Consider the following 15,066-nt stretch of genomic DNA (forward strand, 5'->3'; position numbering starts at 1 on the left):
CACGGTTGTTGGAGTTACCTTACCTGTTTTTGGATTAACTTCATAGGTAGTGGTATCAATCACATCGCGACCTTCAGAATCTTTAGATTGTTCAACCTTAGTTTTCGCACCAACTTTAACAATTGTCTTACCTGCTGGAGTGACTACTGGGTTGCCAACGTGTTCTGTGATATGACCGTCGTTTGGATCTACATCATAAGTGGTTGTAGTAACTGTTTTACCTTTTTTACCCTCAGTACGCTGATCTGGTGTACCAAAGTCACGAGTGCCATCTTTTTCATAAACCACTGCGGGTTCAATTGGTGTTTCTACTACTTTATCCTTCGCTCCCACTTTTACAACTCTAGCTATTGTTAGAGTTGCGACTTCTGGTTTGCCTTTTGATGGAGTTAGGGTTCCATTTACTGGATTTACGCTATAGGTTGTGGTGACTTTAGTTTTTCCTGCTTTCCCTGGAAATTGAACGGTATTAGTACCTTTTGGACTGTTCACATCTTTTAAATAAACTGTTGTGGGTTCAACTGAATTATACTCAACTATATCCCTCGCGCCACCTCTATTGACTACTTCTTCCTTCTCAGTCGAAGTAAGACTGCCAGTTTTTGAGTTTACTGTGTAGCTTGTTGTCTTCTTAACAACGTCGTCTCCTTTTTTAATGTATTCTACTTCATCCTTGGCTGCGACTTTGACAACTGTTTCTGTTGCCGGTTTCTTAACTACTGGTTGTCCTACATGTTCAATAAGATCTCCAGTGTTAGGATTGACACTATAAGTTGTTGTTACCGTCTGTTCTCCAGTTTTACCAGGTACTTCAACATTAGCTTGTTCTTTTTCGCGGCTTTCATCTTTTACATATTTCTTAGGTGATGGGATTGCTGTTGTTTCTACTTTGTCCTTCGCGCCACCTTTATTGACTACTTCTTCAAATGTTTTTTTAGTAATGTTTCTTGTATCAGGATCTTTCATACTAACAGTTGTTGACTTAATGATGTCATTTCCGCGTTTGCTATATACAACAGTTTCTCCAACTTTTTCTAAAGACTTAGCTGTAGTAATCTTAGGATTTTGAAAACCTATCCCATCTAAGGAAATTCGTTTCCCAGAAATAAACTCTGGTCGTCTATTAATCATATCGGCTTCAAAATAAGAACGGGAACTATGACCTCCTTTTGTATTTCCAACATTTATGACAACATCACTATCATTACTGACACTTTTTCTTATAGTAGAATCATTATTAACTATATAATGTGTCATTTTCCCAGACTTAGCTATGTTTTTACTATCTAAACCTTTTTGCCAAAACGCAGATGATGAGAACAGACCTGTCCTTACTTTTGGGGCATTAAAGGTTGTTCCTTTTTTTAAGACATTATTATAAAAGTTTCTATAAGCCCGCTGGTCTTTAGAAGACATGACTCTGCTGTCAGAATATGCCAACTGATAGGCTTCAACCATTGCCCGTTGTACTAAATATCCTCCTAAAGAGTGCCCTGTCAAATATAGATTGGTAATACTCTTATCTTTAGCCAGTTCACGCATGATATTTTCTGCATCGATCCCTTGTTGAGGATTGCTTCCTGTTCCCAGTGTTATATCAGCTCCTATATCTTTGGCATCACTTGTTCCACGAAAGGCTAATACTTGTGCAGTTCCATTTGGTAAATATGAGAAATCACTCTTTGTTTCATACAAGACAGCATCTAGTCCACTGGAGGTATGGTAGCTTTTCTTTCTTTTCCAATAAGGAGCTAATTCCTTATTCATCATCATATACTCATAACGTGGTCTAGTTTCACCATTCTTTTTATATAACTCTGACTCTGTTAAGGGTTTCTTATGATCCAGCACTCTATCAATATAATTATCATCACGGTAGGACAATTCCATGAACATAATCATATCGCGCTCGCTTACGTTCCATTTTAATTTTTCATCTGACTTTTCGTCACTATCAATAATACCATCACCATCAGTATCCTCTAGCAGCGGATGACTATTATATCCTACATACTTTTTCCCGCCTTTTTCATAAATATAAATTTCATCTTTATTACTTAGATAATCCTCATCTGTATAATCATTCGGCTTCAACTCAGGTCCATCTAGTAATAGGCTATCATACTTATCACCTTCTGAACCGATTATTCCTGCTTTGATTTTTTTAGCATCTTCCTCAGTCAATTCATATTTTTTAATATCGGAAGAGGGAACTGATGCTGCTCTCACCGCTGGAGTGCTTGATCTGTCTTCACCCACCACGAAAGTCCTTGTGGTCAAACTATTATTTTCTGTATCCCCAGATGTCTCAAGTTCTGTAGTTCTTGTAGATAGCATTGGAATATCTTTTGAAGATGGACTGGAAATATCTCCTCGATTCTCTAGCGAACTTTGAGCCTCTTCTTTTTTCTCCACAGTAGGGATCGAACTCTCCCTTTCAGAATTAGCCCCTATCTCTGTTACCAAATTATTTTCCGTAGAAGCCAAGACTCCTTGAGTCGGAGCAAATAAGGAAACCCCTATTAGTACAGATGCCACTCCAACAGAAAACTTTCGAATCGAAAAACGTTGTCGCTTATTAAAAATATCTTTCATTTAATCAAATTTCTTTCTAACTATTTTTCATACACAATATAGAAAACGCTAACATTTTCTGTTAACAAAATCATAATTTTTTCTTCTCATAAACTTTAGGAACTTTACTATACTTTAATACGTCACATTTTAAATCCTTTCAATTTTTAAATAACTATTTATTGTAATAGCTCAACCCAGTCACCCAGTTCATCAGGCGGGTTATTTAGGTTACGGACAGAACCGCTTATTTTAGACCACCAAACAACTCTGTAAAAAAGAACCGAGGTTATCTTTTTCTCTTTTATCATCTAGGTCCATTTCCCCATCCGTATGATAATCAATAACCTGCTGTTAAAATTTTACTACATTATAGAAGAAATCAAAATTTTGCACGCTCTATACTGCCATTATATAGCGTATTGAATCTAGAGTAGTACATTACAGTTGTTGAAACATTTCTAGAAAAAAATTGACTTTCTCAATCGCTTTGTTCACATCTTATTTCAATCTACTATATCACAAAGAGTTCATTAAAGGAAAAAAATAATCATTTCTTGATTTTATAAAAAACCAAGAAACGGTATACTGATTTTAATCTTCTTGAATCTCGATGACGATTTCTTGACCTTCTTGTTCTTCCACAACCACTTTTTCTTCCAGTTGTTCTTTGAAACTGTTCAAGGTCTCTTTAGAAGCTTCTGTCGCTTGACGGGCATATGATTTTGCTTGAGCAAGGACACTGTCCACAGTGATTTCACCTGACTCAACCTGTTCTTTGGTTTTCAGAACAAAATCTGTAGCCTGCTCCTTAACTTCTGTTAGTTTTTCACAGACCTGCTCCTTGGCATACTCAGGATCTTCTCTCAAATCATCCAGAAAATCTTGAGCCTGACTGCAAACTTGTTTGCCCTTATCGCTTGTTAAAAACAAGGCAAGAGCTGCACCTGAAACGGTTCCTAAAAGGATTGAGGATAGTTTACCCATAAGGATTCTCCTTTTTTATTTTTTGAAAAATTTACTTGCAAGACGAAGAGCTGACAAACTTGCACCAGTCTTGAGTGTTTTTGAACCAGCTGATGAAGCTTTCCTGCTCAAGACACGCGCATGGTCATTAAGGTCTGAAATAGATAGAGATAAATCTGCAACAGCACTAAAGAGTGGATCAATCGTTGCCACCTTGACATTGATATCATCTGCCAAGACATTGACCTTAGCCAGCAATTCATTGGTGTGATGCAAGGTCACATCCACATCTGAAGTCAAGGTTTTAATCGTCTTCTCTGTTTCATCGATAACACGGCCAAGCTTTTGTACAGTAATGATTAGATAGACTAAAAATACAATCAAAGCAAGGGCAACAAAAATATATGCAACTTCTAACATTTAGTTTTCCTCCTCTGTAATATAGAAAGGGGCCTTCTTTCGATTTTGATATAGAATGATAAAAATACCCAGTCCGATAAGGACAACTGATAGCCATTGAGACACTCGAAGTCCAAAGAACATGAGGCTATCTGTCCGCATACCTTCGATGACCATACGACCGAAACCATACCAAATCAAGTAGAAAGCCGTGATATGACCTCGTCTGAGATTCTTCCATTTTCGTCTAAAAATCAGAATCAAGGCAAATCCAAGAAGATTCCATAGAGACTCATAAAGGAAGGTCGGTTGACGGTAGCTCCCATCAATATACATCTGGTCACGAATAAAGCCAGGTAGATAATCCAGATTATCCACTGCTACACCATAAGCTTCTTGGTTAAAGAAATTGCCCCAGCGACCCAAACTTTGGGCAATCATGACGCTAGGCGCCGCAATATCTAGAAAATCCCAAGTATTGATAAGTTTACGATCAGCAAAGATATAGAGCACAAGGGCACCAGTAATCAAACCACCGTAAATGGCCAAACCACCATTCCAAATGGCAAAAATCTCACCGACATTCTGACTATAGTAATCAAGACGGAAAATGACATAGTAGAGACGAGCTCCTAAAATAGCCAAGGGAAAGGCTATCAAGATAAAATCTAAAATATCGTCTGGTATGATCTTCTTTCTAGGTGCTTCTTTCATGGTCAAATAAACCGCAAGAATTAAGCCTGTCACAATACACAAGGCATACCAACGAATGGCTAGAGGACCTAGATGAATAGCAATTGGATCAAGCATTAGGCACCTCGTTTTGAGCAATAAGATTTGTCAAGCGTTCTTCGAACAAACGCGTCGCATCAAAGCCCATTTCCTTGGCACGATAATTCATGGCAGCAGCCTCAATCACGACAGAGATATTACGACCTGTTTTAACTGGAATACGAATACGAGGAATAGATACGCCAGAAATTTCAAGTTCCTCTGCATTGTTTCCCAGACGATCAAAGGTCTTATGTGTATCGTAATTTTCCAAATAAACAGCCAGCTGGACTTGTGAAGAGTCCTTGACAGCACTGGCACCGTAGAGGCTCATGACATCGATAATCCCAACCCCACGAATTTCAATCAGGTGTCTCAAGATTTCAGCCGGTTCACCCCAAAGAGTAATCTCGTCCTTGGCAAAGATATCGACCCGGTCATCAGCTACCAAGCGGTGACCACGTTTGACAAGCTCTAGACCTGTCTCACTCTTACCGATTCCACTATCGCCCTGAATCAAGACACCCATCCCATAGATATCCATCAAGACTCCATGCACACTGGTCCGTTCTGCCAAACGAGAATCCAGATAGCTAGATAACTCTCCAGACAAACGACTAGTAGCCGTACGGCTGGTTAAAATGGCAATCTTACATTCTCTAGCTGCCTTTAACATCTCCTCTGGAACCACCAAACCACGGGCAACAATGACCGCAGGTGTCTCAGGTAGAAACATTTTTTTCAAAACTTCATAACGGCTGTTAGAAGGCATGCTGATCAGATAAGACCACTCCTTCATCCCCAAAAGTTGAATCCGCTCTGGCGTGTAGTAGTCAAAATAACCTGTCATTTCAAGACCAGGTCGCGTAATATCCGCTGTATTGATTTCCTTTTCAAGCAATTCTGGTTCGCCATAGACAATGTCTAGTCTAAGCTTTTCAATCACTTCTTTTACTAAAACCGACATCATTTCCTCCTTCAATCGAGTTCTTTTTACTATTATATCAAATTGTCCTTAGAAGTTTCAGATTTTTGCAGGCTTTGAAGTATTTATTTATACTCAATGAAAACCAAAGAGCAAACTAGGAAACTAGCCGCAGGTTGCTCAAAACACCGTTTTGAGGTTGTAGATGAAACTGACGAAGTCAGTAACCATATCTACGGCAAGGCGACGTTGACGTGGTTTGAAGAGATTTTCGAAGAGTGTTAAAAGAAAAAAGACTAGATTTCTCCAGCCTTTCATTTCTAATTAGAATTTTTTACGTTTACGAGCTGCTTCTGATTTACGTTTACGTTTTACAGAAGGTTTTTCATAGAATTCACGTTTGCGTGTTTCTTGAAGAGTACCAGCTTTAGTAACCGCACGTTTGAAACGACGAAGTGCGTCGTCAAGAGATTCATTCTTACGTACTACTGTTTTAGACATTTTTTTCACTCCCTTCAAGTTCAAGATCTATTCTATTCTACACATAAAAGTAATAATTGTCAAGAAAAAATGCGGTTTAATTTTAATTTTTTCTTCCATTTATACAAGAGTTTAAAGCACTCAGATAGAATAAACTGAAGGGTTTCGTTTTTTATTTTTCAAGCAAGCTGAGCGCTTCAGCATCCGCAATAATGGTCACATCAGGGTGATTTTGGAGGCTACTTGCTGGTAGAGACTCAGTAACTGGGCCAGACACTGTTCCAGCGATGGCTTCTGCTTTTGACTCACCGTAAGCAAAGAGAAGGATTGACTTGGCATCCAAGATATTTTTAATCCCCATTGAAATGGCTTGGGTTGGAACGTCTTCAATTTTGTCAAAGAAGCGCGCATTAGCTTCAATAGTAGACTGGTCAAGCTCTACAAGGTGTGTTTGACTGTCAAATGGAGTACCAGGTTCATTAAATCCGATATGTCCATTGCGACCGATTCCCAAGATTTGGAGGTCAACTGGATGGTCAGCCAAAATTTGATTGTAGCGTTCTACTTCTTCTTCAGCATTGTCCTTAACCCCACGAGGTAAGAAACTTTCTTTAAATGGTTTTTGGTTAAACAAGTTTTCTTGCATGAAGTAACGGTAAGACTGTGGGTTGTCCCCATCAAGGCCTACATACTCATCAAGGTTGACACTGGTTAGATTTGAAAAATCAAGGTCACTTTCAACAATTTCCTTGTAAAATTCAAGTGGGCTACTTCCTGTCGCAAGTCCTAGGGTTTGAGCGCCGTTGGCCAATTTTTCCTTCAAAATCTCAAAAGCAACTTTTCCACCTTCGATTTGGTTTTCAACTTTAATAACTTTCATCTTTTTATCCTCCGTTTCAATCTATATTTATTATATGGTATAGACCAATTTTTGTCAAGTGAAAACGATTTAATTTCTAAAAAAAGAGCGTCCAAACTTGAAACATGTTATAATGGATAGGATTAGAACTTAGAAAGAATGAACAGATATATGAATACAGCTGATTTTGACTTCCACTTACCCGAGGAATTGATTGCCCAAACGCCTCTTGAAAAACGGGATGCCTCTAAACTCCTCATTGTCAACCGTGAGACGGGAGAAATGCAGGATAAACACTTCCACTCCATTATTGATATGCTGGAACCTGGTGATGCCCTTGTCATGAACGACACCCGCGTTCTCCCTGCCCGCCTCTATGGACAAAAGGAAGAAACTGGAGGTCATGTGGAACTGCTCCTGCTCAAAAATACTGCCGGAGATGAGTGGGAGGTTCTGGCAAAACCTGCCAAACGCCTCAAGGTTGGTACTCGTGTCAGCTTTGGTGATGGTCGCCTCAGCGCTGTCGTTACGGAAGAATTAACTCACGGGGGCCGCATTGTCCGCTTTGAATACCAAGGAATTTTCCTAGAAGTTTTGGAAAGTCTGGGAGAAATGCCATTACCACCTTATATCCACGAAAAACTGGATGACCGTGAACGCTATCAAACGGTCTACGCTAAAGAAAGTGGCTCTGCTGCAGCACCAACTGCTGGACTTCACTTCACCAAAGAACTGCTGGCAGAAATCCAAGCTAAGGGTGTTCATCTAGTCTATCTGACTCTTCATGTCGGACTCGGAACATTTAGACCTGTCTCTGTTGACAATCTGGACGAACACGAAATGCACTCAGAATTCTATCAGCTTTCTGAGGAAGCGGCTGTCACTCTTCGCTCTGTTAAGGAAAATGGTGGTCGTGTCATCGCTGTCGGAACCACTTCTATCCGCACCTTGGAAACTATTGGTTCCAAGTTTGATGGGCAAATCCAAGCAGATTCTGGCTGGACCAATATCTTTATCAAACCTGGCTATGAATGGAAGGTCGTGGATGCCTTCTCAACCAACTTCCACCTGCCAAAATCAACTCTGGTCATGTTGGTTTCTGCCTTTGCCGGCCGTGAATTGGTATTAGATGCTTATCACCACGCTATTCAAGAACACTACCGCTTCTTTAGTTTTGGCGATGCCATGTTTATCTATTAATTTTTACAATCAAAAAAGCGCATATTATCAGGCAAAATCCTTTGGTGCTCTAAGCTTTCTAATGATAGACAAAGTCTGAAAAGCTCTCAGAATCGTTGTCTCAGCACCAAAAATACGTGAAATTTGCATAATTAAAATAAATTTCAGGGGGAGTTATACAAAAAAACGACGATTTAAATCGTCGTTTTACTTAGATAAATATGCAATCTTTTTTTGAAAATACGTCTATTTATTTTTTATTGTTTTTTATTGTAGAGCAGACCCAAGCGAATGAACATAGGTTGTAAAAAGCAAATGAAAAAATTGCGAGGATAATAGCTTCTGTGTCTAAATAACCCATTTCGAGACCTTTTTTCAACAACAACAAGCCTATAGTTTCGATAACGATCAAATATAAAAATATATAAAAAATTTTCGCATTAAGCATATTGTTACCGCTTTCTTTTTATTTGGTTTTATTGTATAATAAAAGTTGAAAAAAATCAAAAATACAAAGGAGTTTCCGTTATGTCTAAGATGTCTAAATGCATGTGTTTGCTAGCTATGTCTGTTTTCTGTATGTCTAGCATTTCCCCGTCGCTTGCTGTTTTTGCTGATGATAGCTTATCGGCAAACTCTAAAGTTGTATCTGGTGAGACTCAGTTTAAGAATGGCTCATCAGTGCGGTTCGGAGATACGCAAGTAAATATTTTAAGTGATGAAGTTCTTGAGGTGGTCAATCCAGATGGAAGTGTAGACACTATTGAACAACGTGCTGATGGTGTCTATATCAATGGGTCATTTTATATGGATTATCAAAAGAATGAAATCGACCTAAATATATCTTTTAGATCATACGATCCTAATGTTTGGAATTACGTCAACACAATACATGGGAATAAACTAGAAAACACATTCGCTAACTTCATGGCTGATGCTGGACTAAGTTTTATAATTGGTAAGATAGGTGCTGTATTGGGAGGTCCATGGGGTGCAATAATTGGTGGAGCATTTTGGGGTATACAAGCTTATCAGGCTTACTTGGATTCACAAAGTCCATATCCATACTACATAACAAGTACTTATATCCATGTTGCTCAAAGAAAATGGAAGTTTATCACTGAATACTATAGAAACTCAAACTATACTGGGTATGTAAAAACCGAAACAACCTACATGAATTTCTAAAATATAAACCCTGCCTAGATATAAAGGTAGGGTTTATATTTTAGTTAATTGCTCAAGTAATTTGTAAGCATAATACTTGCGAAACTCTATTTGTTCAAGCGGTTCAAAAGCTCTTGTTTTTTATCCTCAGGCTCAGCTCTCCTTTGCTCGATTTCTTCACGTTTTTGGGCGATTTCTGCTTGCGCCTCGGGAGTTTCCAAAGTGCCTTGCGACTTGTGAAATTCTACTAGCATATCAACGATTTTTGGGTCTAATTCGTTGACATAATCAGGATTTGACCATTTCGGCACGTTGCTTGCAGGTGCTTGCTTTTTGCCGCCTTTTTGGGGCGTTTTGGCTTGTTGTTCAGCTTTCTGACTATAGTTGACCTCGTGGAATTTTCATATTATGCGTTTTGTAATGAATTAAAAATTCGTTAGTCTTTTCTAAAATTCAGATCTTTCAAACTCTGCACACTGGCATTGATCACCGCACCGACAATCAAAATCTTAGCGATGAGAATAAACCAGAACATCATGACCACCACGACAATAGAACTGAAAAAACGGACATCCACTAGGTGATTGACATAATTGTTAACATAGACTGAAAAGATATTGAGCAGTAAGGCCAGAGTCAATAAGACAAAGGCACTACCTGGTAATACATGTCGAATTCGTCGCACCTTAACATTAGGCAGAAAATAATAAAGCATGACCAAGATGGCAAAAATCAAGGCATAGACCAAGGGGCCTGTCAGGTCTTGCAGATAATCAAAGAGAGGACTATCCGATTTCCAATAGCTTTTGACAAGGTTGAGGAGCATACGGCCAAAGACACTCAAAAACAGAGCTAAGGTAAAGAGAATCTGCAAGCCAAAACTGACAAACAAACTCATGAGTTGATGGGAAATCATTCCACGATTTTTTGCTACTCCGTAAGCTTTATTAAAGGCTTTCTGTAGGAAATTCATGGATTTTGAAAAGGTCCAGAGAGCTGACAAAACCGCAAAACTCAATAAGCCCGTTGAAGGTTGAGTCAGCACTTCTGTAATAATCTTTGCAACCACATCATACATGGTATCAGGCAAAAATTCATTGACAACCTTCAAAAAATTAGAAACTGGAATCTGAAAATAAGGGAGGATATTGACCACCACCAAAAGCAGGGGAAAAATCGAAATCAACCAATAGTAGGCTACTGCGACACTGGTCAACTCACTATCTGATGCTTGATAATAATGCAAAAAAGCTTTTACTAAAGGTTTGTCTATCAGCTCTTTCCACCACTTTTTCATGTCACACTCCTTCACTCATAATCTTGATTAATTTCTTCTTACCAATTCCACCATATCATAAGGCAGGGTATTGGCAGCTTCCTTCAAGGAATAGTTCTCTAAGTTATTCACATTTTGTCGTAACTTCTTGGCATACTTGGTCGTAATCAATCGTTTCTCTTCATATTCGAAAATCAACTTACGCTCCAGATAATAGCCTCTCAGCATTTCATCGATATTGTTGGGTTTGACACGATTGATAACCCGTTCGACAAAGGCACCACTGGTGATGATAGCTGTTTCACGAAGACGAGAATCCTGCATGAAGCTAATCAAGGAACTCTTATAAACCCCTTTTAGGTTCTCCAAACTTTCGATAATCATCTCTGTATTTTCTAGATAGAGTTCTGCAATTTGGTCATAGTCAAGAGCTCTGAGTTTCTGTGATTCTTCATTTTTCCAACTGCGGAAGGTCTTGCCTAAGGTAAAGACTTCATGCAGGAGAAAACGTAAAATCCGCAAGGAAACAAGGAAATAATAGGTCAATCGTGAAGCAAACTTGCGATTGATACCTTGTTCCATGTTTTTCAAATAACGTTGGTAAACTCGATAGGCACGCTCGCTCATCTTGCCTTCCTCGTAGGCTTGTTCCAGACCATCACTTTCAATACTGAGGATAAGAAGTTTCAAGGCCTCCCAGTCCTCTTGAGCCCCCTTATTTTCTTGACTCAGGATGAGATTTTCAATACGTCCATGATAATTGTCAATAGCCGCATAGAGAGGGAGCTTATTTCTGGTATCTTCCAACTCTTTTTCCAACTCTAGCGTTACTTCATTCAAAATGCCAATATGCATGAGATAATCCTTGCTTTCTTCCTGTTCATCAGAAAGATGAGGCAAGACCACGAGGCCTGTTAAAAAGCTAACAAGTGTCACCCCTGCGACAAGGAAAAGTAAGAGAGGATACTCCTGCTCTAGATTACTTGGTATCAAAAGAATCGTCGCAATCGACACGGTTCCCTTAACACCTGAGAAGGTCAAGAGAAGCATATCCTTCATATACTTATTTAGCTTTTTCTTGAGACGTCTGGTTCTATAGGCATAGTAGCCATAGATCATGACAAAACGAATAGCAAAGAGGACAAAGGTAAGGGCTATAAGAGATCCCAATAAAAGTAAGGGATTATAGATTGGATTGGTCAAGATAGGCTCTGCTATCATTTCCAACTCCATCCCTAAAATCACAAAGACAGAACCGTTCAGCATAAAGTTCACTGTATGCCAGACCGTCTCGGTCACCGTATCCACTTGGGCTTCGAGGAGCGTAATTTTCTTAAAACGACTTGCCTTTAAAATCCCAGCAACTACAACGGCAATAATCCCTGAAACGTGGACTTCTTCTGCCAGGAAGAAGGTTATCAAGGGCAAACTCAATTCTAATAAAAGTTCGCTGGCAATATCCGTTGCTCGTACACTAAGTAAGAAACTATGGAGGAAACGGTTGGTCATGGCTGTTAAAAAGCCAATCAAAAAACCGCCTAGGATTGAAAAGATGAGCGAACTACTCGCTTGCCCAAGGGAAAAGGCTCCAGTTGTCCAAGCTGTCAAGGCCACCTGAAAGGCAACCAAGCCAGAAGCATCATTCAAGAGTCCTTCACCCTTAAGGATATTGGACACGCGCTTAGGAAAGCTAAACCGCTCCGAAAGAGAGGCAAAGGCCACCAAATCCGTAGGGCCAAGGGCTGCCCCAACAGCCAAGCAAGCTGCCAAGGGAAGACTGAGCCAAAGAAGATGGGCCAAGCCACCCAAACTCAGGGTCGAGATGAAAATCACTGGAAATATGAGATAAACAATGATTCGCCAGTGTTTTAAAATAGCCGTAATGTCCGCTTCTTCCGACTCTCTGAAAAGCAAGGGCCCGATAACCAGTGCCAAAAACAACTCCGTATTGAGGTGAAAGTCGGTATTGGGTAAAAAGAGACCAATCACAATTCCCAAAAGAATTTGCACCAAAGGGAGAGGCAAAAAGGGCAGGAGCTTATTGGTTGTACTTGATACAATCAAGACCAGTAAAAATAGGATGAGGTAAATCAGTAATTCCACGCTATTCCTCCTTAATCTTTTTTACAACAGGATTCAAATATCTCCTTCTGCTCTTTGATTTTTTGGTCAATCTTGGAACAATCTTTATGCTCAATTTTTCTCTGGCACCGTTCCATCTCAAGAGCAACTAATTTTTTCTTGATTTTAAGCATTTTTTTGCTCATATGCGCTTGATCTAGCACGCCCACCGCTCGTTCGTGGTGGGTTGATTCAACAAAATTTTGGCGCATGGCATCCAGCTTTTCACGTAGGTATTGTTTATCCATGTCTATATCTCTCTAATTTTTCAATCATCACTAAAAATGGTGGGTTGTTGACTTGGTTTAAAGTTCGGTAAATGGCAGATGTGTACTCTTGTTGGTTCAACTGGCTAACAAAATCCAAGACAGCATCCCTCTCGAGGTCGCCTCCTTCATGACCATAATAGATCATGATAGCAATCCGTCCACCTTTGACAAGTAAGCCACACAACTTTTCTAATGCTTCAATCGTTGTCTGCGGTCGGGTGATGACAGACTTATCAGCTGATGGCAAATAGCCCAGATTAAAAATTCCTGCCTTGGCTTCTGTCACAAACTGATCCAATGTCTCATGGCCTTGCAAGATTAACTGGGCATTTGTCATTCCAGCCTGGTCCAAACGCTCTTGGGTCTTTTCCAAGGCTTGCTCCTGAATATCAAAGGCATAGACTTGCTTAGCTAGCTTGGCTAAAAAAAGGGTATCGTGGCCATTTCCCATGGTCGCATCCACTACGATATCGTCCTGAGTTACTACCTCAGCCAAAAAATCATGTGCCATCTCAAGTGGTCTTTTCATTTTCAAACTCCTGTTTTACAGCCTTGCATCCTTGAACGCTTCCACGACGCCGCATCTCCATCTCAATGCTGTTGAGCACTTCCCATTTATTGAGGCTCCACATAGGCCCAATCAGCATATCTCTAGGTGCATCTCCTGTGATTCGATGGATGACAATATGCTTTGGAATGATTTCCAGTTGGTCACAGATGACCTTAACATATTCGTCCTGACTCATCAACTGCAAGCGTCCTTCGTGGTAATCTCGTTGCATACGTGTATTAGTCATCAGGTGAAGCAAGTGCAGTTTAATCCCTTGAATATCATTATCAGTGACACAGCGACGGACATTTTCAAGCATCATCTCATGGGTTTCACCAGGAAGTCCGTTGATCAGATGGGAAACAATCTCAATCTTAGGATACTTTCTCAAACGCTTAACCGTTTCCACGTACAACTCATAGGAATGGGCACGGTTAATCAGATCAGAGGTTGCTTCATAAGTGGTCTGCAAGCCCAATTCAACCGTCACATGCATGCGCTCCGATAACTCAGCCAAATATTCAATGGTTTCATCTGGTAAACAGTCTGGCCGTGTTCCGATATTGATTCCTACGACACCTGGCTCGTTGATAGCCTGCTCATAACGCTCTCGAATCACTTCCACCTTTTCATGGGTGTTGGTAAAATTTTGAAAATAAACCAGATACTTCTGAACATCCGGCCACTTGCGGTGCATAAAGTCAATTTCCTTATAAAATTGCTCACGAATAGGCGCATCCGGTGCTACGATAGCATCTCCAGAACCTGAAACCGTACAAAAAGTACAGCCTCCATGAGCCACAGTCCCATCACGATTGGGACAGTCAAATCCCGCATCAATAGGGACTTTAAAGGTCTTTTCTCCAAAGAGTTTTCGATAATAATCATTCAAGGTATTATAAGATTTCATAACCTTCATTATAACAAAAAACACCCACAATCTCAAAAGCCTGACTTTCCTATAAATTCCTCTGTTTCTCGTTTCCATTAGCGATTTTTTATGATACAATATGGGTATGATTTTAATGAAATTAGCATCTATTTTATTATTGATACTGACCTTAGTCGTCTGCATTATCATAACCAAACTTTTTAGATTAAAAAAACTAGGACGAAACTTTGCGGATTTGGCTTTTCCAGTCTTGGTATTTGAATATTACTTGATTACAGCTAAAACCTTTACCCATAATTTCCTCCCTAGACTAGGCCTAGCCCTCTCAGTCCTAGCCATTATTCTCGTTTTTTTCTTCCTTTTGAAAAAACGTAGCTTTTACTATCCTAAATTCATCAAATTCTTCTGGCGTGCAGGATTCTTATTAACCCTTGTCATGTATATCGAGATGATTGTTGAATTGATGGCTCATAAATAAAAAAATGAAATCGAAAACACCTCAATCAGACTAAAATACAATGATTGAAGTGTTTTTCTTTATATCTTTTTTAATAATTCTTATACTCAATGAAAATCAAAAAGCAAACTAGGAAGCTAGCCGCAGGTTGCTAAAAGCACTGATTTTAGGTTGTAGATAG

General features: G+C 39.6%; 18 protein-coding genes. 4 read left to right on the plus strand and 14 right to left on the minus strand.

The genetic code is table 11. The features are described from left to right. The 5 genes from SMSK597_RS0102770 to hprK all read right to left on the minus strand — a co-directional run. Positions 1-2,595: YSIRK-type signal peptide-containing protein (locus tag SMSK597_RS0102770; RefSeq protein ID WP_000651646.1), on the minus strand; the 2,595-nt coding region annotated here is incomplete at its 3' end. A 573-nt stretch (positions 2,596-3,168) separates the two neighbouring features. Beyond that, entirely contained in the window at positions 3,169-3,561 is a 393-nt protein-coding gene (locus SMSK597_RS09385) for a YtxH domain-containing protein (RefSeq protein WP_000517383.1), read from the minus strand. A 15-nt stretch (positions 3,562-3,576) separates the two neighbouring features. Further along, entirely contained in the window at positions 3,577-3,960 is a 384-nt protein-coding gene (locus SMSK597_RS09390) for a DUF948 domain-containing protein (RefSeq protein WP_000895019.1), read from the minus strand. After that, positions 3,961-4,749 carry a prolipoprotein diacylglyceryl transferase gene (gene lgt, locus SMSK597_RS0102775; protein ID WP_000886652.1) on the minus strand — a complete coding sequence of 263 codons (789 nt, stop codon included), beginning with the start codon at positions 4,747-4,749 and terminating at the stop codon, positions 3,961-3,963. Beyond that, positions 4,742-5,677, minus strand: coding sequence for an HPr(Ser) kinase/phosphatase (gene hprK / locus SMSK597_RS09395; RefSeq protein WP_000115148.1), 936 nt, complete (start codon positions 5,675-5,677; stop codon positions 4,742-4,744). The genes lgt and hprK overlap by 8 nt, the downstream gene beginning before the upstream one ends. A 96-nt stretch (positions 5,678-5,773) precedes the next feature. Here hprK and SMSK597_RS13915 point away from each other — a divergent pair, with 96 nt between their 5' ends. Then, the gene (locus tag SMSK597_RS13915; protein ID WP_004238261.1) at positions 5,774-5,920 is read left to right on the plus strand and encodes a hypothetical protein; all 147 of its coding nucleotides are present in this window, start codon (positions 5,774-5,776) and stop codon (positions 5,918-5,920) included. A gap of 39 nt (positions 5,921-5,959) precedes the next feature. Here SMSK597_RS13915 and rpsU read toward each other — a convergent pair whose 3' ends face one another. Continuing rightward, complete coding sequence (rpsU, locus tag SMSK597_RS09405) at positions 5,960-6,136, minus strand: 30S ribosomal protein S21 (protein ID WP_000048054.1); 177 nt, start codon at positions 6,134-6,136, stop codon at positions 5,960-5,962. 151 nt (positions 6,137-6,287) lie between these two features. Next, positions 6,288-6,995: a glucosamine-6-phosphate deaminase gene (locus tag SMSK597_RS09410; protein WP_000864593.1), complete on the minus strand. Its 708-nt coding sequence runs from the start codon at positions 6,993-6,995 to the stop codon at positions 6,288-6,290. Positions 6,996-7,145: 150 nt separating this feature from the next. On the opposite strand from SMSK597_RS09410, the gene queA reads away from it, so the two are divergent. Next, positions 7,146-8,174, plus strand: coding sequence for a tRNA preQ1(34) S-adenosylmethionine ribosyltransferase-isomerase QueA (gene queA / locus SMSK597_RS09415; RefSeq protein WP_001090139.1), 1,029 nt, complete (start codon positions 7,146-7,148; stop codon positions 8,172-8,174). Between the two features lie 229 nt (positions 8,175-8,403). Here queA and SMSK597_RS14040 read toward each other — a convergent pair whose 3' ends face one another. Next, a complete protein-coding gene (locus SMSK597_RS14040) occupies positions 8,404-8,601 on the minus strand; it encodes a hypothetical protein (RefSeq protein ID WP_000930585.1) in 198 nt (65 codons plus the stop codon). 131 nt (positions 8,602-8,732) lie between these two features. Here SMSK597_RS14040 and SMSK597_RS09420 point away from each other — a divergent pair, with 131 nt between their 5' ends. Next, on the plus strand, positions 8,733-9,341 hold the full coding sequence (locus SMSK597_RS09420; protein WP_050540819.1) for a hypothetical protein: 609 nt from the start codon (positions 8,733-8,735) through the stop codon (positions 9,339-9,341). Between the two features lie 86 nt (positions 9,342-9,427). On the opposite strand, the gene SMSK597_RS0102785 is transcribed toward SMSK597_RS09420, so the two are convergent. The 6 genes from SMSK597_RS0102785 to mnmL form a co-directional block, all read right to left on the minus strand. After that, positions 9,428-9,631: a hypothetical protein gene (locus SMSK597_RS0102785; protein ID WP_001127308.1), complete on the minus strand. Its 204-nt coding sequence runs from the start codon at positions 9,629-9,631 to the stop codon at positions 9,428-9,430. A 125-nt stretch (positions 9,632-9,756) separates the two neighbouring features. Beyond that, complete coding sequence (locus tag SMSK597_RS09425; RefSeq protein WP_000759512.1) at positions 9,757-10,617, minus strand: YihY/virulence factor BrkB family protein; 861 nt, start codon at positions 10,615-10,617, stop codon at positions 9,757-9,759. Positions 10,618-10,644: 27 nt separating this feature from the next. Then, complete coding sequence (locus SMSK597_RS09430) at positions 10,645-12,699, minus strand: cation:proton antiporter (protein WP_000421667.1); 2,055 nt, start codon at positions 12,697-12,699, stop codon at positions 10,645-10,647. An 11-nt stretch (positions 12,700-12,710) separates the two neighbouring features. Next, complete coding sequence (locus SMSK597_RS09435) at positions 12,711-12,965, minus strand: hypothetical protein (RefSeq protein ID WP_000361085.1); 255 nt, start codon at positions 12,963-12,965, stop codon at positions 12,711-12,713. Beyond that, entirely contained in the window at positions 12,958-13,515 is a 558-nt protein-coding gene (gene mnmM, locus SMSK597_RS0102790) for a tRNA 5-(aminomethyl)-2-thiouridylate-methyltransferase MnmM (protein WP_000828442.1), read from the minus strand. The genes SMSK597_RS09435 and mnmM overlap by 8 nt, the downstream gene beginning before the upstream one ends. Continuing rightward, entirely contained in the window at positions 13,499-14,455 is a 957-nt protein-coding gene (gene mnmL, locus SMSK597_RS09440) for a tRNA modification radical SAM protein MnmL/YtqA (RefSeq protein ID WP_004238266.1), read from the minus strand. The genes mnmM and mnmL overlap by 17 nt, the downstream gene beginning before the upstream one ends. Before the next feature lie 91 nt (positions 14,456-14,546). On the opposite strand from mnmL, the gene SMSK597_RS09445 reads away from it, so the two are divergent. Further along, positions 14,547-14,906: a DUF3397 domain-containing protein gene (locus tag SMSK597_RS09445; protein ID WP_000525401.1), complete on the plus strand. Its 360-nt coding sequence runs from the start codon at positions 14,547-14,549 to the stop codon at positions 14,904-14,906. The last annotated feature ends 160 nt before the right edge of the window (positions 14,907-15,066 follow it).

Source organism: Streptococcus mitis SK597 (assembly GCF_000148545.1).
In the GTDB taxonomy this organism is placed as follows: Bacteria; Bacillota; Bacilli; order Lactobacillales; family Streptococcaceae; genus Streptococcus; species Streptococcus mitis_C.